Origin of the sequence: Parasedimentitalea marina, assembly GCF_004006175.1 — a bacterium.
Lineage (GTDB): Bacteria > Pseudomonadota > Alphaproteobacteria > Rhodobacterales > Rhodobacteraceae > Parasedimentitalea > Parasedimentitalea marina.
Genome location: NZ_CP033219.1, coordinates 2,579,750 through 2,599,285 on the forward strand (window position 1 = coordinate 2,579,750; position 19,536 = coordinate 2,599,285).

Genomic DNA, 19,536 nt, shown 5'->3' on the forward strand with positions numbered 1-19,536 from the left:
GCCATTTGAACGACTCACCGAAAGCTCCTGCCTAGCGCGCTCAGCGAACAATGCTACAGCAGCGAAGATTTGTCACAAAAGGCGGGCTCCGGCATTTCGCTGTGCCGAGCTTGAACAACCGCGTTGCGGACAAAACTGCCGTTGACGTTTGCAAAGCTGAGGCCCGCTTTCAGAAGCCATTACCGTCCATTTTAGTTACCAGTCTTACATCGGATCGCGGCGAGAAGCTTGTCCCGGGTCAGGGGTTTTTCGATAAACTCCGAGTGCTTGGGAACGGCCCGCTCGCCTGTTGATTTTCCGGACATGATGATCGTTTTGACGCTGAGCGACGTTCGTCTTGCAGCTTCAATCACCGCCAATCCGTCTACATCGCTTCCCAAATCAAGATCACTAAGGAGTAAATCGAAACGGTTGGAACTCAATGATTTAAGGGCTTCGGGGCCGGTTGCGCTTGTTTTGACTTCGAATCCAAGGCTTTCGAGTAGATCTTTGCCTGCGGTGCGTATTTTTGGATCATCCTCGACAAGAAGAGACGTCTTGAGCGGTGCGATTGGTGCCTTGCCTTCAAACACCTCTTCGAGCGGCAGAAGGACCTCAATTTCAGTGCCCTGCCCGATAGAACTTTCTATAGTCATTGCCCCACCGGTTTGGTGAATAAAGCCATACACGATGGACAAGCCAAGTCCTGTACCACCATCGTCGCCACGCGTTGTAAAAAACGGCTCGATCGCACGGGTCAAAACGTGTTCTGACATGCCTTGTCCGTCGTCCCATATCCGGATCCGCGCCTGGCCTTCGTCACCAAGATCCAAACTGACCTCGATACGCCCCGCATCCTTGATGGCGTTATTGGCATTCAGCAAAAGATTGAACAAAGCAGACTCCAGCTGGCCCGGATCAACACGCACATGCAGCGGCTCGGGTGGTAACGAGATAACCAACGCGACGTTGGGCTTCAGGCTGATTTCAACAAGATCGGTCATCCCTTCTATCAAGGCATTCAGATCAACGCGCTCTGGTGTTAGACTTTGCTTGCGGGCAAAGGCCAACAGACGATCCGTGAGCGAGGATCCGAAATCAACCGCGTTGCCGATAGCATCCAAACTCCCAAGAGCCTCTACCCCCTCTTGCGTCTTCAGAAGATGCGCGTGCGTGCGAATGGACGACAGAATATTCGCAAAATCATGGGCCGTGTCCCCCGCCACTTTCCCAAGCGCCTCGATGCGGTCAATCTGCTGCAACCGGTCCGACATCTTCCGACGCTCGGTCACATCGGCCAAAAGCCATACCCGCCCATCGTCAGGCAATTTGCTGGCCCGAATTTCCAAGATCTGACCTTCAATCGATGTCAGCTCGCAAAAACCCCGATGATCCGGTTTTAAATCGTTTTGTCGCGCGGACGCAGCAAAGCGACTGCTTTGAAGCCAATCCACAAACGTCTCCAACTCCCCCAACTCGTCAGACACATGCAAGAATTTGGCAAACATCGGATTGCTCGCGGTCATACGACCCGTCGCGTCTGTAATCGCAATACCATCCGAGATATTGATAAAGACCTTCTCGAACAGCGCGTTGCGTTGATCAAGTTGACGGTTTGACCGGTCCAGCCGTAACGCATTGGCCCGAAAGCTGCGAAAGGACCTGAACAAATCCCCGATCTCGTCCTTCCCGCCAAGCCTGCGTGGCAACGCACTGGCCCGATCCCCATTGGCCAAGCGTACCATCGCCGCCGACACCCGTGAGATATTGAACGTCACGTAGCGCGACACATAAATTGCTGCCGACAACGCCAGCATGAGACTAAGTGCACTGATCGCAGTCACAGATATACGCGTTAGTCGGATAGTGGTCGACGAGGCATCTCTCTCTTGCGCCAAATACGCTTCGGCTTGCACAGCGTAGTTGCTTGCCAACTCGTTGATGCGGTTGGCGTCATGGCGGATCCGAAACACAGCATTCTGCGCATCAAGTTTGCTCGACAGCTCTCGGCGGCGCAACTCAAACACACCCGCACTGCCCCAAACGCTCGCCTCAAGGCTTTCCAGAAACGCCCCCTTGTCACCTGTCATCTGGATTTCACTCAGGGCTCTGCGCTGCCCCAGATAGTGGCGCTGCTCTTCCCCAACACCGATCAGATTTCTTGCATATGCTGCATTCAACGCATCGGCATTCATACTCTGTAGTGACCACCAAATAAGCCGGGTCGCATCGTCGTCACCCGACGCAGCAATCGCTTTGGACACCGTGTTGCGCAAGCGGCCAAGCGTCGCTATCTGCCCACGGATCTCGGCCTGCAAGCCATCCAGCAAACTGGACGCCGCCACCAAATCCGTCACACCCGTGGCCATGCTGTCGAGGATGGCCATCACCGTCTCCCCCTCTGCGCCACTTTCGTCAAAACGTGTCTGCGGCCAGTCCGAGCGCACCCGCTCAAGAACCGTCAGCAGTTTCGCACCTTCCTGCTCGATCAGAAAATTCGACCGTTGATTAAGAAGATACGGTGCAGACGTGGCCAGATCAGCGGACCGTTTGGACAAATCCAACGCCTGCGCAACTTGGCTTAGTGTTTCCTGATGCAATTCCTGCAATCTAGCATCAACACGCTGAAGCGCCGACCACGTCACAGCACTTGCCGCCAAAACTCCCAGAGATAAAAGCGCAAGTGCGGCCCACAAACGTCCCCGAACAGTTCTTAGGTTCACGCGGCTCAAAGGCTCGCTGCCTCATCATCCGTAACAAAAATATATCCCTGGCCTCGTCTGGTTTGCAGATGAATTGGCTTGGACGGATTTTCCTCGATTTTTCGCCGTAAACGCAAAATCAAGACATCGATGGTGCGGTCCATATATCGCGTCAGATCGCTGCCTATTTCCGCAAGCAACTCCACACGCGAGATCACTTCATTGGGACGATCAAGAAAGAAATCCAACAGCCGATACTCGGCATTCGTCAGCGAGATTTCATCGCCGTTGGGCGCGCTCAAAATCTTGTTCTCGCGATCAACCCGTAGATGCCCCACTGCAACCTGGTCACCGTTTTCCTGGGCAGGTATAAGCGACTCACCTTTCCCGTATCGTCTAAGCACCGCCCGAATACGCGCAATCAGCTCACGCGGATTGAAGGGCTTCAGCATGTAGTCATCGGCCCCAACCTCAAGACCTACAATCTTGTCGGTCTCGTCCCCGCGCCCCGTTAGCATCACAATAGGCAGATCCCCGGTGCGGCGAATATCCATCGCCAATTCAAGACCGCTTTCGCCCCGCAATTGCAAATCTATCAACACAAGATCAAGATCGACAGACTTCCGAACGACAGCGAAATCCGCACTGCTTGCCATCGCAACAGGGTCAAATTCGTTTTCCGACAACAAAGCAAACAGCGCGTCACGCATCCCTACCTCGTCATCTACAATGCCTATTTTTGAACGTTTCATCACGGGCGCTTTTCTATCTGATTGCCTCAAACTACTGCCAAATAGACTATGCGTCGCAGTTTTTTTCGTTTCAAATATTACAATCTGACCCATTTTTGTAATTCTATTAACCAAACTGACCCGTTTCTGTAGCTTTGTTAATGCGTGCAGTGTCCAGATTTTTCGGCATCCAGACTACGCTAAACCAGCCGGTCAAACCTGTGTTTGGTGCGGCGTCATATATTTCTGGGAGGAAAACATGAAAAAACTTGGAATGGTCTCACTGGCCGTCATGACATTCGCGGGTGCAACTGCCGCCACAGCGGATGAGCTGAGCGTCGTTTGCAGCGCAGAGCAAGAATGGTGCGATCTTATGGTCGAAGCTTTTGAAGCTGAAAACCCTGACACCGACGTTTTGATGGTCCGCAAATCCACCGGCGAGACACTGGCACAGGTGCGCGCCGAGGCCGGTAACCCGAAGATCGATGTTTGGTGGGGCGGAACCGGTGATCCGCATCTCATCGCGGCCGAAGAAGGGCTTAGCCAGCCGTCTGGCGTCGATACATCAGATCTCCTCGGCTGGGCGCAGAACATGTCCGCTATTTCCGGTGGCAAGACAGTTGGCATCTACGCGGGTGCCTTGGCCATGGCTTACAACTCGGAAATTCTAGCCGAAAAAAACATTGCATCACCGGCATGCTGGTCTGATCTGGAAGATCCGCGTTTCGCGGGTGAAATCCAGGTTGCAAACCCGAACAGCTCGGGCACCGCTTATACTGAACTTGCCACTTTCGTTCAGCTTTTTGGCGAAGATGAAGCCTACGCAAAACTGGCGACAATCGGCAAAAACGTGAACTCTTACACCAAGTCCGGCTCCGCCCCATCCAAAGCTGCCGCACGTGGCGAAACGGGCGTATCCATCGGCTTTATGCATGATATGGTCAAGCTTGCATCCCAAGGCTTCCCGCTTGTCGCCGTCGCCCCTTGTGAGGGCACCGGGTATGAGGTCGGCGCGGTCAGCATCATCGAAGGCGCGCGAAACTTTGACGCTGCAAAAGCCTGGGTAGAGTTCTCTCTGCGTGCAGATATCCAATCCCGCGCACCTGAGACAGGTTCGTTCCAAGTGCCGTCGAATTCCAACGCCGAAGTCGCACCGGAATCTCCCGATCTCGCATCGATCAAGCTGATCGACTACGATTTCGCGACCTATGGCTCCAGTGAAACGCGCGCACGTTTGCTCGCACGCTGGGACTCGGACGTGGGCAATCTTGCACAATAAACCTCCCTGTCGATGTCATCCCTAGGGTGAGATCGGCCAGCGGGTGTCCCTAATCGCGGGGGCACCCTCTCTCTAGATTTCACTGGACCTAAATATGAAACGAACGGTTTTGTTCTGGCTCGCCGCCGGATTGGTCGGCTTTGCCCTACTGCCTTGGCACATGACCAACAGAGGCATTTTCTCATTTGAGTGGCTAAGCGATGGAACATCCCCAAGCGCCTTGCAATCTGGCCAATGGTGGCTTTTCCCCGTCGGAGCCGCATTGATTGCGGCCCTAATTGCCCAGTGGCGCATCCAAAATCCGGTAAAACGCGCCAAAGCAACGCTATGGGCGGCGGGGTTCGGGCTTTTCTGGGCCGCCGTGCAAGGTTTGGCCATCGTGCGCGCTGGTCCGCGCATTTTCGAGACCTTCTTAACGGGTGACGTCATCTCGGCCGGGCAACCGGGCATGGGCCTAGGCGCTGCCGTTTGCATCATCTCGCTGCTGTTTGCCCTTACAGTTTCAATGTCCCAAACAGGCAAGGGCCGCGGCGATGCGTTTGTTGTCAGTACAATCGGCCTGATCATAGCACTTGTCGGCGTATTCGTCTTCTTCCCCGTCATGCACATCCTCGTCCGCGCCTTCGAAGTTCAAGACGGCTACAGCCTCACCAGCTTTTTTCCGCGGTTCTTCAGCTCTGACATCTGGGGGCTGCGCTGTCTTACCTCTGGCCAATCCTGCGGTGTCGCCATCAATTCGCTGTTCCTTGCGGTGCTCACCGGTCTTGGCACAACACTGCTTGGCCTGTCCTTCGCGCTCATTTTTACCCGCACCGATTTTCGCGCCAAGAAACTGCTCCGCATCCTGACCGTCATTCCCATTATCACCCCGCCTTTCGTCATTGGTCTTGCGCTGATCCTTCTGTTTGGCCGCAATGGCACCGTCACAGACCTGTTCGCTGGCCTTTTCGGGATGGAGAAAACCCGCTGGCTCTATGGCTTCTGGGGCGTCTACTTTGCACAGCTTCTGTCGTTCACTCCCATCGCATTTTTGGTCCTGATCGGCGTCGTGCAAGGCGTCAGCCCCTCGATGGAGGAAGCGTCGCAAACGCTCGACGCAGACCGCTGGCAAACATTTCGCTACGTCTCGCTTCCGCTCATGCGGCCAGGTCTGGCAAACGCCTTCCTGCTCGGCTTCATCGAAAGCCTTGCGGATTTCGGCAATCCTTTGGTCTTGGGCGGAGGTTACTCTGTCCTGTCAACCGACATCTATTTCGCAATCGTAGGGGCCGTCGCCGACCCCGCCAAAGCCGCGATCCTCGCCATTGCCTTGCTCACTCTCACCTTATCTGCGTTCCTGCTACAGCGCCTCTGGCTTGGCAAGAAGTCCTATGCCACGATCACCGGCAAAGCCGACAGCGGTCAGAACGCAGCCCTTAGCCCGATAGTTCGCGGGGTTTGCTACGCCACTGCCTTACCCTGGGCAGCCCTCACGGCCCTGGTCTATTCGATGATCATTTTCGGCAGCTTCGTGAAACTCTGGGGCTATGATCACAGCTTCACCTTTTCCCACTACATCCGCGCCTTCGGGATCGATTTCACGACCGGTCGCTTGTCGGGTGTGGCATGGGACAGCTACTTTACCACGCTTACGATTTCATCCATCGCCGCGCCGCTCACTGCGCTCGTGGGGCTTTCAACCGCCTACTTGCTGGTCCGCCAAAAGTTCGCCGGCAAGGACCTGTTCGAGTTCTCGACCATGCTCAGCTTTGCAATTCCTGGCACCGTCATCGGCGTCAGCTACATCATGGCCTTCAACTTCCCCCCGATCGAGCTTACGGGCACCAGCATCATTCTGATTATCGTCTTCGTTTTCCGAAACATGCCCGTCGGAGTGCGCGGAGGGATCGCGGCCATGTCGCAACTCGACAAAAGCCTCGACGAAGCCTCTATCACATTGGGCGCAAACAGCTTCACCACCGTGCGCCGCGTGATACTGCCGCTGATGGGTCCTGCAATACTGGCCGCCCTCACCTATAGTTTCGTGCGCGCCATCACCTCTGTCAGCGCGGTGATTTTCTTGGTCAGCGCCAAACACAACATGGCCACATCCTTCATCGTTGGACGTGTCGAAAACGGCGAATTTGGTCTCGCAATTGCCTACTCAGCTGTCTTGATCGTCACAATGCTGGCCGTCATCCTTTTACTTCAACTTTTGATCGGCTCGCGGCGGCTTCGTCGCAATGACCGTGTCCAAACAGCCGCTTAACGCACCTCGGAGAACCCTATGACCTTATCCACTCCCGGCTCCGTCCGCTTCGACAGTGTCGTCAAGAAATTTGGCAACGTCACGGCCCTCAAGGACCTCAATTTGACTATCGATCCCGGCAAGCTGGTCACACTTCTAGGCCCCAGCGGTTGCGGCAAGACCACCACGCTGCGCCTGATCGCTGGGCTAGAGATGGCCACCGCCGGCGCCATCCACATCGGCGGCGAAGATGTCACCCACCTGACGGCCACCTACCGCAAGGTGTCGATGGTGTTTCAATCCTACGCATTGTTTCCGCACATGACCGTTCGCCAGAACGTGGCCTACGGATTAACTGTCAAATCCATGCCAAAAGCCGAGGCTGCACAAAAGGCAGATCACGGCTTGGAACTGGTCGGCCTGTCGGGCTTTGGTGACCGCCTTCCCAGTGAGCTATCTGGCGGCCAACAACAACGCGTTGCCGTCGCGCGCGCGATTGTATTGGAACCTGAGGTCCTCTTACTCGACGAGCCTCTGTCCAATCTCGACGCAAAGCTCCGCCGCCATGTGCGCGAGGAAATCCGCCAGATCCAGCAACGCTTGGGCTTAACCGCCGTCTACGTCACCCATGACCAGGAAGAAGCCATGGCCGTCTCTGACCGGATCATCGTGATGAAAAACGCCGAGATCGCACAAGAAGGCACGCCAAAAGACCTGTACGAGGCCCCACAATCCGCCTTCATCGCGGACTTCATCGGCGACGCCAACCTTGCCGAATGCCACATCGACAGCATCTCCGCCGGGCTGGCGACCGTGCGCCTGGATGGGCAAACGTACCAAGTCAAAGACGGTGCGCTCCAAACCGGAGCCGCCAAAATGGTTCTGCGCCCCCATAATCTGCGACTGGCAGACGCCACACAGCCCGGCATCCAGGGCTCCGTCACTTACGCTGCGTATCTTGGAAAAGAAATCCAGTACACCGTCGAAAGCGCAATCGGATCGCTCTTTGTTATCAGCGGCATCACAGAACGCCCCTTTGCACAGGGAGACAGTGTGAGCGTCCAATTCGACGCAAACCACGCCCGTCTCGTCGCCGTTTAAAGCAGGACATCGTCATGAAAAGTATTCTCCACTTTAACGGCACGCAGCGCGCCGTCCAATCAAAGGATTGGCATTCAGAAATCATCTCAGGTGGCTACCGTGCAGTGATCTTTGATTGCGACGGCACATTGGTTGAAAGCAGTGAAACCCACTTCCAATCTTTCAACGGGGCCTTGCAAGCACAAGGCCACCAGATGGATCGCGGCTGGTATTATGCGCGCACAGGTCTCAACCGGCTGGCAATATTGACGGCTTTTTCGACGCAGACGGCGCCTGGCTTGGACATCGCACGCGCCGCCAGAGACAGTATCAAAACATTCATTGAACTCAGCTCCGTGGTGACGCCTATTGCAGACACTAAATATTTGGTTGATGCACTTAAGTCGTCGCACCAGCTGGCTGTGGGGACAAATGCTGAGGTTGAAGTCGCGACGGCATCGCTGCAAGCCGTTGATCAACTGCAATACTTCAAGACCATAGTCTCTATTTCCGATGGGCTGGCGGCTAAGCCCGCACCGGACATATTTTTAGAGGCAACGAAGCGTCTTGGATTTTTGCACGCCGAAACACTGGTTATTGAAGATTCTCCGGAAGGGGTCAAAGCCGCCATCGCAGCAGGTCTCGACGTGATACAGCTGTTGCTTGACTGACTTTCGCAATTTCCCACCACATTCTGCAAGCTTTTCATCTGGCGATTGATATTGCGAGGTATTGCGTGGCCGCTTAGTTAGCTGCCTCGCAATAGCGCTGAATACGGCTTGAGAATGAACGGAAAGGTCCGCTTTGCTGGCATTCTTGTAAACCACAGCGAAGAGCGAAAGTAAGTCTTGACCTAAAGTGCACTTTAGGAATTAGAAAGTCTTGGTCACTGTTCCCAAACCACGGAGTGCCCAGGAATGACGGATTTTCAAGAAACTGCCCCCGTCGGATGGCACGAGATATTGAACAGGGACTATGCAGCGCCATTGTTGCTTGTGTGCCTTGGGGTTTGGCTACACGCCGCCGATAGTTTGCTCGTCGCGACAATGATGCCAAACATTGTTTCAGACCTCGGCGGCGAAGCCTATGTCGCCTGGTCCATTGCTTTGTATGAAATCGGCTCAATTGTTGCTGGCGCGTCTGGGGCTGTTCTGGTTTTGAAAATGGGCATTCGCCAGCCGATGTTTATTGCGGCCATGACCTTTGCCCTTGGCTGTCTGATTAGCGCCACCGCGTTTAACATGCAGGGGCTGCTGGCTGGACGCCTGCTTCAGGGCATGGGCGGCGGCGGTTTGACGGCGCTGGCCTTCATCGGCACTGCACGCCTATTTCCGGGCCGCCTGATCGCCCGTGTCATGGGGGCCATTTCGGTGCTGTGGGGGTCTTCGGCGTTCCTGGGACCTTTGATTGGCGGGATATTCACCACATATTTCAACTGGCGGATGGGTTTTGTGTTCTTTGCAATCCAAGCGCTGTTTCTGGCCACTTTCGTGGTGTTCGGCAGCCGCGTTAGCGAGCCTTTGGACAATCAGGATCGCAGCAAACCGATCCCGGTGGCACGCCTGTTACTCCTGTCGCTTGGCGTGTTGTGCATCGCTTATGCGGGTATCGAAGTGACTGTGCTGCGCACACCGGTGTTTTTAGCCTGTGGGCTGGGCATATTGGCAGCATTTCTGATCATCGACGGCAATAGTCCCGGCAATCGCATTCTTCCCAAGCAACCGTTCAATCTGCGCAGCCCGGTAGGTGCGGCCCTGTTGATGACGCTCACTCTGAATATCTCGACAATGGGTCTCAGCGCCTATGGACCACTTTTGATGGTAATCATCCACGACACACCAACAATTGTGGCTGGCTATATACTTGCCTGCGTGGCCGTCGGCTGGAGCCTTGCCGCCCTCATTCTGTCTGGTGCCCCGGAAAAACATGACCCCATATATATCGCAGTTGGCATGGCACTGGTCTGTTTTAGTGTGATTGGGATGATCTATGCCGTTCCAAACGGCCCGATTTTACTGGTGGCAGCCCTGGCAGCGCTCGAGGGAATTGGCTACGGCACGGCCTGGACGTTTGTTGTTAGACGCTCAAAACGACTGGCAGCAGCGGATGATGTGGAACGCCTATCGGGTGCCTTGCCCACAACTGCGCGCCTTGGAATTGCGATCGGGGCTTCCGTTTCCGGTATCTTGGCCAATTATGCCGGGTTTTCGATGGACGGGTCAGCGGAAGCAACCCGAACCGTTGCCCGCACCATTTTCACCGGCAGCCTGCCATTCGCATTTCTGGCCATGTTTGCCATGGTTTGCTTTGTGTCGATGAAACCGAAATCGACCCATTCAAAACCGGGCTAGGCCGACAATCTGTCGTCGCTAGCGATTTTGCTGGGAAGAACAGCGACATCTATTGACGAACTGTTTGGCGTTTTTCAAACATCACAGAGCAGATGGTTACCACAAGAATAATCACTGCCACAAAGGCGAGAACCTGCCAACCAAATCCGGCGACGATTGCACCGGCTACAAAGGCGCACAGGGTTGAGACCAAGGCGATGATGGTGTCGTTGAGCCCCTGAACAACAGCTTTTTCATCTTCAGAAACCACATTTGCCAACATGGTTGTCGCCCCGATGAAGCCGAAATTCCAACCGACACCAAGCAAAATGAGCGATCCATAGAAATTAACCGATGACAAACCGCTGACTGCGCCCATCGCTGCCATGATCAGCAATATCAGCCCGGTCATCGCAATACGCCTGGTGCCGAACCACTTGATCAGGAACCCGGTGAAAAAGCTGGGCGCAAACATTGCAACGACATGCCAGCGGATTACATCGCCCGCAATCGCCTCTGAAAACCCGCATCCGATCATAGCCAGTGGTGTTGGGATCATGAGGAAAACCATTGTCCCTTGTGATATGGCCCCGATGCCAACTGCGGTTCGAACCGGCCGCTGCTTAAGAACTGAGAGGGCCGCGAACCTACTGCCTGTAGTCCGTCGTGACCTGGTTTTGATCGTTGGAATACTGACAAACGCCAACGGTACAAGACCGATAACAGATAGCATCCCAATGGCCGCATAGGCACCAGCCAATGGAATGGGCGCGAAAGCATCCTTGGCCAGGATGAAGACTTGAGGGCCGACAAATGCCGCAACCAGGCCGGACGTCAACATCAGGGAAATGGCCACAGGTTGCCATTCGGAACGAACCACCTCGGCCGCCGCAAATCGAAAGTACTGATAACAGGCAAGCGCTGCTCCCAGAGCAAGATGCGCCACACATAATAGAATAAAATTACCCGAAATCAGCGCCCAGGTGCCAATCAAGGCACCTACAATTGCAAACGCTCCGCCAAGGAAGAAACCCGTTTTACGGCCAAACCGGCCCATCAGCAAAGAAAACGGGGCTGCTGCGAGCAACCCAGCGAGCGTTTGCAGCGATGCCGGTAGGGTCGCAAGCGCAGTTGTCGGTGCCAGCGTCAGCCCTGCAAGCCCGCCCAAAATGATCAGCATGGGCATTGCAGACCCTAGCATCGTATTGGCTGTAAGCAGGCCTGCGAAACTACTGTTCCGGCCGAAATATGAGGCTGACATCATTGGTATCCAATTTGAAGCGGTTGACACAATGCTTTGTAGCGGCAATCAGTGATGTCTTATATGTCAAGATGGCATCAAAAATGGACAAATTTTCATGACCCGCACAATTGACGTTTTGCTTTTCGATGATGTGAATATGCTGGACGTGTCTGGCCCGGTTCAGGCTTTTGGAGCTGCATTGATCGGCGACCGAAGCCAATACGCCATACGATACGTGTCGCCTGAAGGAAAAACTGTGCGCGCGGCCTGTGGTCTAAGGCTTGTGGCCGATGGAGAGCTTTCGGCGCGTTCAAATAGCGACGATCTGTTAATCCCCGGAGGCAAAGGCGTCGATGCCGTTATCCAACACACGGCAGTCCGGGAGGTAATCCAAAACCGTGCCGCGCGTAAGGGCCATGGTCGCCTTATTTCTATCTGCTCCGGTGCTCTTGTACTGGCAGCTGCAGGTGTTCTGGATGGACGCCCCGCGACCACCCACTGGTCGCGCTCTGCGGATACAAAGGTGTACGAAAATGTCCTTTGGGATCTCGACCTGATCAGTACGTCAGAAGAGCGTATCTTTACATCTGCTGGCGTGACCACGGGGATCGATCTGGCATTGGCCATTATCCGTGCAGATTGCGGCCCAAAGGTTGCGCTTGCCGCCGCGCGCGAATTGGTCGTCCAGTTGCGACGCACCGGCGGTCAAAGCCAGTATGCCATTCACCTCGCCGGTCAGTTCACCCGCGATGATACCCTGACACGATTGATTGAACAGGTCGTCTCACAGCCTCAACTGGATTGGTCACTTAATGCGTTGTCGCAGACCGCAGGGATGAACACGCGCACCTTATCACGACATTTCCAGCGAGATATGCAGGAGACACCCGCTCAATTCGTGGAGAGGGTTCGTGTTGATCACGCCAGAGGGTTATTGTCCGAAAACTTCCCTCTGAAACAGGTCGCTGCTGACAGTGGGTTTGGTGATCTGCAACGTATGCGGCGCGCATTCCAGCGCCGTTTCGGCATAAACATCAGCGAATACCTGAGTGCCTTTGGGTGAAATGGGTGCCACAACACCAACGACCTTAAACTGTCTAACCAAAATTTACTCCAAACCAAAATGCACACGGTTTTAATACTGGTTGAAACTCAAAAAATGTCATTGGCCAATATGCAGCGAAAGGTAACTTTCTCCGTAACTTAACCATTCATGCTCAGCGCTACGAATGTCGGTTATCACTGATGGCAGTCCGCCCCCACGAGGCTGGAGTTTTGTCGTCCCAAACACTTTCAGCACACCCTTTGCGCAGGCTCTCCGTCATTTGTGCCAAAATGTACTTGGTGCAGCAGCCGGGCTACTTCTCTCGCCCATAAATGTAGCGAACGGCCCAATACGACCCTTCGTGGCAAACCAGTCTAATGGCCGATTCCGACCATTCGCTGTGCAATGCTCCAACGCCTGCTGTGCTGAAAATGCTGCCGTTCGTTTTCTGTGAAAAAGTGGTAAGTTTGGCCCCGTACTGACATTCATTCGAATTGTAGAGACCGGCTGCTTCGAGCGTGATCAACCAAGCATGAAGGCGACTGTACAAACGGGATGTCCAAGTCTAGCGTTCTCCATATATCTGCAAAAAACAATTTGGGGTTAGAGATCATCATGCCGGGCAAGATTGCGGTTGTTACAGGAGCAGGTGGAGGAATGGGGCGCGCGATCAGCCTCAAGCTGGTGCAAGACGGGCTGACCGTTGTTGGGCTGGATGTATCCGCTGAAAGTCTCAAAGAAACCTCGGCATCCATTGGCGATAATTTTCACAGTTTGACTGTTGATCTGACAGATGCCACCGCAGTTGCCGAAGCCTTCACCAATATCAAGTCCCAGCACGGCGGAGTGGACGCGTTGGTCAACAATGCCGGAACCTGTCTGATGTCCGACTTCCCGAATATCCCGGCGTCGGAGCTCATCAGTCAAATGGCGATAAACTTCAATTCGACGTTTTACTGTTGCCAACAAGCGGTTCCCCTGATGATGGACCGTCCCGGCGTTCGCAAAATCATCAATATCTCGTCCAACGGCGCCTATAATTTTGACGTTTTTGATCCACCACATTACCGCGCCAGCAAAGCCGCGATGGACACTTTGACCAAGGACCTAGCACGGCGATATGCGGCAGAAAAAATTGCAGTTAATTCGATTGCTCCAGCCATGACCACCACGCCGTTGTTCGAAGTGCTGACAGAAGACGTTCTCCAGCAGGCCATTTCGGCGATGCCACACGGACGCGCGATGGATCCGTCTGAAATTGCCAGCTGGGTCTCCTTCCTGATTTCACCTGCCGGGGATATCTCCAGCGGCAATATCATCATTCTCAACCAAGGACGGGATGTACGCTAGGTATAGGCCGCAGGTGATTTTTTTAAATTTGGCCATTGCTCGGGCGAATGCCCATAGATCACAAACGCGCCTGTTTCTTTAGCCAGGTTCATCAGGCGATCTGCGCTGGCAATGGCTTTTGCCTCGTCCCAGGACCCTGCAAACTTCTCGTTGATTTCGGCGGGACGCGAGATCGCGTCGCTGGTCAGCAAAACCTGCCCTGTTTCCGGCAGCTCCAGCAGCAGCGCCAACTGGCCCGGCGCATGGCCCGGTGAGGTGAGCACACGAAACCCAGGACCGACCTCAACATCGTCTTCGATCACCAGATACTCTTGATCTGGCCATTCAAGCGGCTGGACATCGCCCCAATATAACGGTTTGGGCAAACGTCGCTCTGCGCCTGAAACCAAAATCGGGGCCTGCGGAAAATCTCCAAGGCCGCCAACGTGGTCAATATGGGTATGGGTCAGAATATGCAGATTGATTTGATCCGGTTTGATACCTGCCAAGGCAAGCTGGGCCGCAGGCATATTGGCCATCTCACACACCAGAACTTCGCCAAACTCATACAGCTTGTCCTCTGCCGTGGCTGCTGCTTTGTCCTCGGCATATTTTTGCGGAAACCCAGTATCGACCAGAATGGATTCACCCGCGTCTGTCTGAATCAGAAACCCGCAAATGCCGATAACTCTGCCGTTGGCATGTACTTTGAACAGGCCGTAATCCAGAACATGCAACGAGATCGGCCGCCCTTTCAAATAACCTTTGGCTTGCATAACATCCCCCTCATAGCTGTTCCAACCATCGCGGGTCCCAAATGAAAGTCAAGATTCATACCCTGTTCCAGTATCTGCTTGATACAACCAAAACAGATCCCGAGGCCTTTATTGGTTTCTCGCTGGCCGAGTCACCCAAGCTGGGTGATTTCCTGGATGATCTGGACCCGGAAATGTCGCTTGATTGGAATCTAAAATCCTTCCGCGGACTACCGTCTCTGCGCCAGCGTGTCATTGACCAGGCTGGTTTGGCCAAGAATTGTACAGCCGATGATGTGTTGATCACAGCTGGAGCTGCCGAAGCCAATTACCTGGCATTCATGCAGCTTGTCGAAGCCGGGGATGAGGTTGTCACGGAAATACCTGGATGGCCGCAGATAGAAGTTTTGGCCAAATCCAGAGGGGCCACGGTCAAATTGGTTGAAAGAAATGAGGCCGAAGGCTGGGCTTTACCGCTGGATCAGCTGGAAAACCTGGTCACCCCGAAAACCAAGCTGATTTTTCTGACCAACCCAAACAACCCAACCGGCAAACTGTTGAGCGAAGAAGAGCTACATCGGATTGCGCAGATTGCTGACAAGGTTGGAGCTTGGTTGATCGTCGACGAGGTTTACGCTGGCCTGGAATGGGCTGCCGACAGAGCGCCATCGATTGCGGGCATCTATGAGCGCGGCATTACCACAGGCAGCGTGTCCAAGGCCTTGGGGTTGCAGGGGCTGCGCACGGGTTGGCTGATCTGCCGGAACAAGAACATGGTGATGGATGCAATCATCCTGCGGGAAAATAGCAGTGAAATCATGAACGTCATGGGGGAAGCGATTGCTGAAGTTGCTCTGCGCCCAGATCGGCTAAGCCAGGCCTTAGCCAAGGCGCGACGCGACAGCATCGCTACCCTTGAGTTTCTGGATACATATATTGCCGCCGAGCCAAAACTGTCCTGGCATCGACCCGAGGCCGGATTGATAGGTTTGGCACGACTGGCAGAGAGTATAGATGGCGACATTTTTGCAAAACGCTTGCTGGCTGACCCATTCAAGACATTTTTACTGCCTGGCAGTGCATACGGGCTTTCGAACCACATCCGACTAGGAGTTGGCGGCGGAACCTCTGCGAAACTGGATGTTGGGCTTACTCGGATGTCACAACTACTGGTCGAATGGGACACCCAGAACTGATAATCGATTGAGAAGGGTGCGGGACATAAAAGACAATAAAAGCGGAGTCCAAGGAGATTGAATAGATCGTCACGTCTAGTGTTAGGGTCCGCAAAGGTCTGATCATGCACTTTCGTAACGCATAAGTATTCAACTTTGCAAAAGTCACTTACTGCACACAGCTGACGTTGGAGCTGGTTGCGTCTAATGGCCGGTTCCAGCCGAAGACAACCAAGGCGCTGAAACCCTTTGCGGTGCAAGCGGATCTTCGCTGTGGCATGCAGCATCGGTCAGAATGCGGGCTTTGTTGGCATTTTCCAGATACACACTCTCGGTTGGTTTCGTCATCTTGCGGTTTCTATTGTAGGGACCCGAACGATAATGGGCATAGCAAGAAGCGTTCATGGAGCTCACAATTGATCAGATATGCTAATTCTCTTGCAAGGACATGCGGAATGCTCGTGGGGGCTGGCCGGTCTTTGCCTCAAACGTGCGACTAAATGCGCTGCGAGACGTAAAGCCAACCATCTCTGCAATCCGTTTGACCGGCAAATCAGTGTCGCGCAACAATGCACCTGCCCGCCGCATACGTAGGTCCCTCAGCAATTCCATTGGACCAGACCCATAGGCATCTGCAAAGCGCTTAGCAAAAGCAGCGCGGCTCATGCTGACACTATCTGCCAAGCTTTCTACCGTATGCCTGTCACCAGGCTTATCAAGCATCGTGCGCAGGGCACTCCATACTGTCTGATCTGCCAAGGCCGCCATCCAGTGCAATGCATTATCTGCCACTGCGAGCCGCCTGCGTAGCATTTCAATCATGCACTGCGTGAGCAACGCACGGATCATAGCGCGGCTGCCTAAACCTGGGTTGGATATCTCGTAAAGCAACGCTTGTAAGGCAGACCGCATACTGCTTGGCGACGATACATTTTCAACCAAAGGCTCGCGGATCAGGTCAATAATGTCGGCAACACCGCGCAAACCAACATCAACGTGGGCACAAAGTGCAATCAACTGCCCTTTATCACCACATTCAGCTGTGGCCATCAGACGTGCAAGGTTGATCGCTGCTGGTTTGCAATCTGGCACAGGATCACCGCTTACACCAAAGCTGTGCAGCGCATGACTTTGCAACGCAGGGATCAATACAAGGGTGCCACGAGACACCTTCAAAGGAGCCTGCGACCGCAGCCTGATTTCTCCCTCGCCGGCCAAGATATAATGAAGTGTCGCAGAGGCATCTCGCCCCAGACCAAGATCACAGGCACCGCGCAATTCACAAACTGCGAAGGGGTCCGTCGTGATCTCGAGATCATCAAAGATATGTTCAAATTCCATAGGTGATCCGTAGACTGATATTAGACGAAAAGACACTGTTTGAGTTGGAATGGCACATATTGTAGACAAAAAGACACATGGGACATCATAGGTTCGGGATGCACCAAATCCAAAAAAGGAATCCACAAATGTGTAATTGCGATAACCCAAATCACAACCATGGTAACATTTCTCGGCGCACCGCTCTTCGTGGAGGTTTGGCGGCAACAGCTGCAGCTGCAACGACTATGGCAGGCGCAACAGCGGCCTCTGCGCAAGTTGCAAATCCCTATGCCGATCCAGAAAATTCGGTCTTGCCACCGTCGAACATGAAGTTGGATTTAAGCCGCGCCGCCTTGGTCGTCACCGACCCTCAGGTCGATTTCCTCAGCCCTGAGGGCGTAACATGGGGCGTTGTTGGCGCATCCGTGACAGAGCACAATACGGTTGAGAACATCGAAACTCTGTTCAAAGCGGCCAAAGCGGCTGACATCACGGTGGCGGTTTCTCCGCACTATTACTATCCGACCGACCACGGATGGAAGTTTGAGGGCGCCCTGGAAAAGCTGATGCATAAAATCGGTATGTTCGACCGTCCGGGCCCTTTAAACCTCGATGGCTTTGAAGGATCGGGCGCTGACTGGATGCCGCAATACAAAAAGTACATCAACGACGGCAAAACTATCGTGACCTCTCCGCACAAAGTGTATGGCAACGACACAAACGACTTGTCTCTGCAATTGCGTAAGCAAGGTGTTGATCAGGTTATCCTGTCCGGCATGTCAGCGAACTTGTGCACAGAATCTCATATGCGCGAGCTAATAGAGCAAGGCTTTGAAGTTGCTGTTGTCAAAGATGCCACTGCTGCAGCCATCATCCCTGATGGGGACGGCTACTTGGCAGCACTGACCAACTTCCGCTTCATAGCGAATGCGGTTTGGAGCACGGAAGAAGCGGTTGCCCAAATCCAAGCTGCAAGCTGATAGAAATTGCGAAGCCCGCCTCCGGTTCTTGGGGCGGGCTTCATTCAATTGGGCCCCGGAGAAGGCTGAAATTTTAGTTTCAAATACCTGTAGGTAATCCCCCCTAAAAATCAGTGGTGTTCAAAAGTGGAATTTTCTCGGCAAGATATCTGAGGAGATTTTTTAATGATGGCAGCACGATGTAGCGATGCGCAGATCATTGGCATTTGAAGCAAGCGGAGGGCGGCGTGCCGGTTTCCGAGCTGTGCCGTAAGAAATTGAATTTGAGTTCCAGCGCTCAGTAGCCAGGCCAGACTTTTACCGCCCGAACCAATATCCCAAATGAAATCAGAGACCTGATCGATAATGTGTTGCGGTGACTGAACAGGTCGATTATGCGCTACGACGCTCCGACCGAATTGAATTTCTGAAGCCAGCAGGGGTTTGGCCAGTCTCTTTCTTGAACACTCGGGCGAACGCAGAATCCGTAGAGTAACCTGCACCTTCGGCTGCATCCATCAGTGACATTGCAGGACTGGAGAGCAATTTCTTTGCAATTTCCATTCGCCAGCTGGTGACGTATTGCATAGGCGTCATCATCATTTTCTTTTTAAAAAGTACTGCAAAACTTGTTCGCGACATCCCTGCCCATTGAGCAAGCATTTCTACTGTCCATGGCTCTGTTGGCGCTTTGTGAAACGCATCAAGGGCGCGGCGCAAATTGATGTCGGAGAATGCCCCAAGGCCCCACTTGGAGGCTTCACTCTCTTCGATAAAGCTTCTAATGGCCTGTGCGAATATGGCTTCGGACATTTTCAGGGCAATCAAATCACCGCCTAACCGCTGTCCCCCTGCTTCATCACCAATCACGCGCAAGGTTGCTTCCATCCATTTCCCGGCTGCTTCCCCGTAGTTCTTTAGGTGAATATATGGAGGCAAACGTTCAATAAGAATGTGTTTTGCGTGTTCGCCGATTGAAAAATGACCACAGATCAGTTGGGTTTCACTGTTGGGTTCTTCACCGCCATAAACAAGTACACCAGATCCATTGTATCCCGATCGCTCCAGGACGGTCTCCATTTGAAGGATTGTATCCTTAGCATCTGGGCTACAGAAAAGTTCGTGAGATGCTCCGTGCGGGATAATTATTAGATCACCTTGTTCCAAAGATACATGTTCTCGAACGCCGTCGACGGAAACCAAGCAGCTGCCCCGATGTGCAAAGTGAAAGCGCGCCACGTTTTCAAAACTTGGCACCGCCACCCCCCAGGGGCTGGTGAAGGACGTGCGGAAGTAGAGCGATCCACGCATGGACAGGCTGGTGAGGATATCACTGAGGAGATCAAGCATTCAAACATAATATGCAGGTGCCGGAGATA

Annotated in this window: 16 protein-coding genes and 1 pseudogene; 9 read left to right on the forward strand and 8 right to left on the reverse strand. The window is 53.8% G+C overall.

The features are described from left to right. Window positions 1–191: 191 nt before the first annotated feature. Both EBB79_RS12500 and EBB79_RS12505 read right to left on the reverse strand, forming a co-directional pair. Window positions 192–2,702: an ATP-binding protein gene (locus EBB79_RS12500; protein WP_238705083.1), complete on the reverse strand. Its 2,511-nt coding sequence runs from the start codon at window positions 2,700–2,702 to the stop codon at window positions 192–194. Window positions 2,703–2,707: 5 nt separating this feature from the next. Next, a complete protein-coding gene (locus EBB79_RS12505; RefSeq protein WP_338045759.1) occupies window positions 2,708–3,526 on the reverse strand; it encodes a response regulator in 819 nt (272 codons plus the stop codon). 145 nt (window positions 3,527–3,671) lie between these two features. Here EBB79_RS12505 and EBB79_RS12510 point away from each other — a divergent pair, with 145 nt between their 5' ends. From EBB79_RS12510 to EBB79_RS12525, 4 genes are all read left to right on the forward strand, one after another. Beyond that, complete coding sequence (locus EBB79_RS12510) at window positions 3,672–4,691, forward strand: ABC transporter substrate-binding protein (protein WP_127749199.1); 1,020 nt, start codon at window positions 3,672–3,674, stop codon at window positions 4,689–4,691. A 262-nt stretch (window positions 4,692–4,953) separates the two neighbouring features. Next, complete coding sequence (locus EBB79_RS12515) at window positions 4,954–6,939, forward strand: ABC transporter permease (protein ID WP_238704887.1); 1,986 nt, start codon at window positions 4,954–4,956, stop codon at window positions 6,937–6,939. 18 nt (window positions 6,940–6,957) lie between these two features. Continuing rightward, a complete protein-coding gene (locus EBB79_RS12520; RefSeq protein ID WP_127749201.1) occupies window positions 6,958–8,019 on the forward strand; it encodes an ABC transporter ATP-binding protein in 1,062 nt (353 codons plus the stop codon). A gap of 14 nt (window positions 8,020–8,033) precedes the next feature. Then, window positions 8,034–8,669: an HAD family hydrolase gene (locus EBB79_RS12525; RefSeq protein ID WP_127749202.1), complete on the forward strand. Its 636-nt coding sequence runs from the start codon at window positions 8,034–8,036 to the stop codon at window positions 8,667–8,669. A gap of 18 nt (window positions 8,670–8,687) precedes the next feature. Here the strand turns inward: EBB79_RS12525 and EBB79_RS25650 are convergent. Continuing rightward, a pseudogene (locus EBB79_RS25650) lies at window positions 8,688–8,798 on the reverse strand (IS30 family transposase); the annotation flags it as partial. A 117-nt stretch (window positions 8,799–8,915) separates the two neighbouring features. On the opposite strand from EBB79_RS25650, the gene EBB79_RS12530 reads away from it, so the two are divergent. Further along, window positions 8,916–10,349 (forward strand): MFS transporter, encoded by a 1,434-nt coding sequence (locus EBB79_RS12530; protein ID WP_127749203.1) that lies wholly within the window; start codon window positions 8,916–8,918, stop codon window positions 10,347–10,349. 49 nt (window positions 10,350–10,398) lie between these two features. Here EBB79_RS12530 and EBB79_RS12535 read toward each other — a convergent pair whose 3' ends face one another. Then, complete coding sequence (locus EBB79_RS12535) at window positions 10,399–11,514, reverse strand: MFS transporter (protein WP_238704888.1); 1,116 nt, start codon at window positions 11,512–11,514, stop codon at window positions 10,399–10,401. A gap of 172 nt (window positions 11,515–11,686) precedes the next feature. Between EBB79_RS12535 and EBB79_RS12540 the strand changes: the two genes are divergently transcribed. After that, the gene (locus EBB79_RS12540; protein WP_127749205.1) at window positions 11,687–12,634 is read left to right on the forward strand and encodes a GlxA family transcriptional regulator; all 948 of its coding nucleotides are present in this window, start codon (window positions 11,687–11,689) and stop codon (window positions 12,632–12,634) included. Between the two features lie 597 nt (window positions 12,635–13,231). Then, a complete protein-coding gene (locus EBB79_RS12545) occupies window positions 13,232–13,966 on the forward strand; it encodes an SDR family NAD(P)-dependent oxidoreductase (protein ID WP_127749206.1) in 735 nt (244 codons plus the stop codon). On the opposite strand, the gene EBB79_RS12550 is transcribed toward EBB79_RS12545, so the two are convergent. Next, window positions 13,963–14,721 (reverse strand): N-acyl homoserine lactonase family protein, encoded by a 759-nt coding sequence (locus tag EBB79_RS12550; protein WP_127749207.1) that lies wholly within the window; start codon window positions 14,719–14,721, stop codon window positions 13,963–13,965. The genes EBB79_RS12545 and EBB79_RS12550 overlap by 4 nt on opposite strands. Window positions 14,722–14,762: 41 nt before the next feature. Here EBB79_RS12550 and EBB79_RS12555 point away from each other — a divergent pair, with 41 nt between their 5' ends. Beyond that, entirely contained in the window at window positions 14,763–15,896 is a 1,134-nt protein-coding gene (locus tag EBB79_RS12555; RefSeq protein WP_127749208.1) for an aminotransferase class I/II-fold pyridoxal phosphate-dependent enzyme, read from the forward strand. A gap of 183 nt (window positions 15,897–16,079) precedes the next feature. Here the strand turns inward: EBB79_RS12555 and EBB79_RS24445 are convergent, their stop codons facing one another. Continuing rightward, entirely contained in the window at window positions 16,080–16,223 is a 144-nt protein-coding gene (locus tag EBB79_RS24445) for a hypothetical protein (protein WP_164860800.1), read from the reverse strand. Between the two features lie 81 nt (window positions 16,224–16,304). Further along, entirely contained in the window at window positions 16,305–17,216 is a 912-nt protein-coding gene (locus EBB79_RS12560) for an AraC family transcriptional regulator (protein ID WP_127749209.1), read from the reverse strand. A 128-nt stretch (window positions 17,217–17,344) separates the two neighbouring features. Here EBB79_RS12560 and EBB79_RS12565 point away from each other — a divergent pair, with 128 nt between their 5' ends. Beyond that, a complete protein-coding gene (locus tag EBB79_RS12565; protein WP_127749210.1) occupies window positions 17,345–18,178 on the forward strand; it encodes a cysteine hydrolase family protein in 834 nt (277 codons plus the stop codon). A gap of 372 nt (window positions 18,179–18,550) precedes the next feature. Here EBB79_RS12565 and EBB79_RS12570 read toward each other — a convergent pair whose 3' ends face one another. Further along, the gene (locus EBB79_RS12570; RefSeq protein ID WP_127749211.1) at window positions 18,551–19,507 is read right to left on the reverse strand and encodes an AraC family transcriptional regulator; all 957 of its coding nucleotides are present in this window, start codon (window positions 19,505–19,507) and stop codon (window positions 18,551–18,553) included. Window positions 19,508–19,536 lie beyond the last annotated feature (29 nt).

Excerpts from the sequence above, each read along its gene's own strand:
- EBB79_RS12555 (WP_127749208.1), top strand. The coding sequence starts at position 14,763 with ATGAAAGTCAAGATTCATACCCTGTTCCAGTATCTGCTTGATACAACC.
- EBB79_RS12560 (WP_127749209.1), bottom strand. The coding sequence starts at position 17,216 with ATGGAATTTGAACATATCTTTGATGATCTCGAGATCACGACGGACCCC.
- EBB79_RS12550 (WP_127749207.1), bottom strand. The coding sequence starts at position 14,721 with ATGCAAGCCAAAGGTTATTTGAAAGGGCGGCCGATCTCGTTGCATGTT.
- EBB79_RS24445 (WP_164860800.1), bottom strand. The coding sequence starts at position 16,223 with ATGACGAAACCAACCGAGAGTGTGTATCTGGAAAATGCCAACAAAGCC.
- EBB79_RS12505 (WP_338045759.1), bottom strand. The coding sequence starts at position 3,526 with ATGGGTCAGATTGTAATATTTGAAACGAAAAAAACTGCGACGCATAGT.
- EBB79_RS12530 (WP_127749203.1), top strand. The coding sequence starts at position 8,916 with ATGACGGATTTTCAAGAAACTGCCCCCGTCGGATGGCACGAGATATTG.
- EBB79_RS12510 (WP_127749199.1), top strand. The coding sequence starts at position 3,672 with ATGAAAAAACTTGGAATGGTCTCACTGGCCGTCATGACATTCGCGGGT.
- EBB79_RS12520 (WP_127749201.1), top strand. The coding sequence starts at position 6,958 with ATGACCTTATCCACTCCCGGCTCCGTCCGCTTCGACAGTGTCGTCAAG.
- EBB79_RS12535 (WP_238704888.1), bottom strand. The coding sequence starts at position 11,514 with ATGCCCATGCTGATCATTTTGGGCGGGCTTGCAGGGCTGACGCTGGCA.
- EBB79_RS12545 (WP_127749206.1), top strand. The coding sequence starts at position 13,232 with ATGCCGGGCAAGATTGCGGTTGTTACAGGAGCAGGTGGAGGAATGGGG.
- EBB79_RS12565 (WP_127749210.1), top strand. The coding sequence starts at position 17,345 with ATGTGTAATTGCGATAACCCAAATCACAACCATGGTAACATTTCTCGG.
- EBB79_RS12525 (WP_127749202.1), top strand. The coding sequence starts at position 8,034 with ATGAAAAGTATTCTCCACTTTAACGGCACGCAGCGCGCCGTCCAATCA.
- EBB79_RS12570 (WP_127749211.1), bottom strand. The coding sequence starts at position 19,507 with ATGCTTGATCTCCTCAGTGATATCCTCACCAGCCTGTCCATGCGTGGA.
- EBB79_RS12540 (WP_127749205.1), top strand. The coding sequence starts at position 11,687 with ATGACCCGCACAATTGACGTTTTGCTTTTCGATGATGTGAATATGCTG.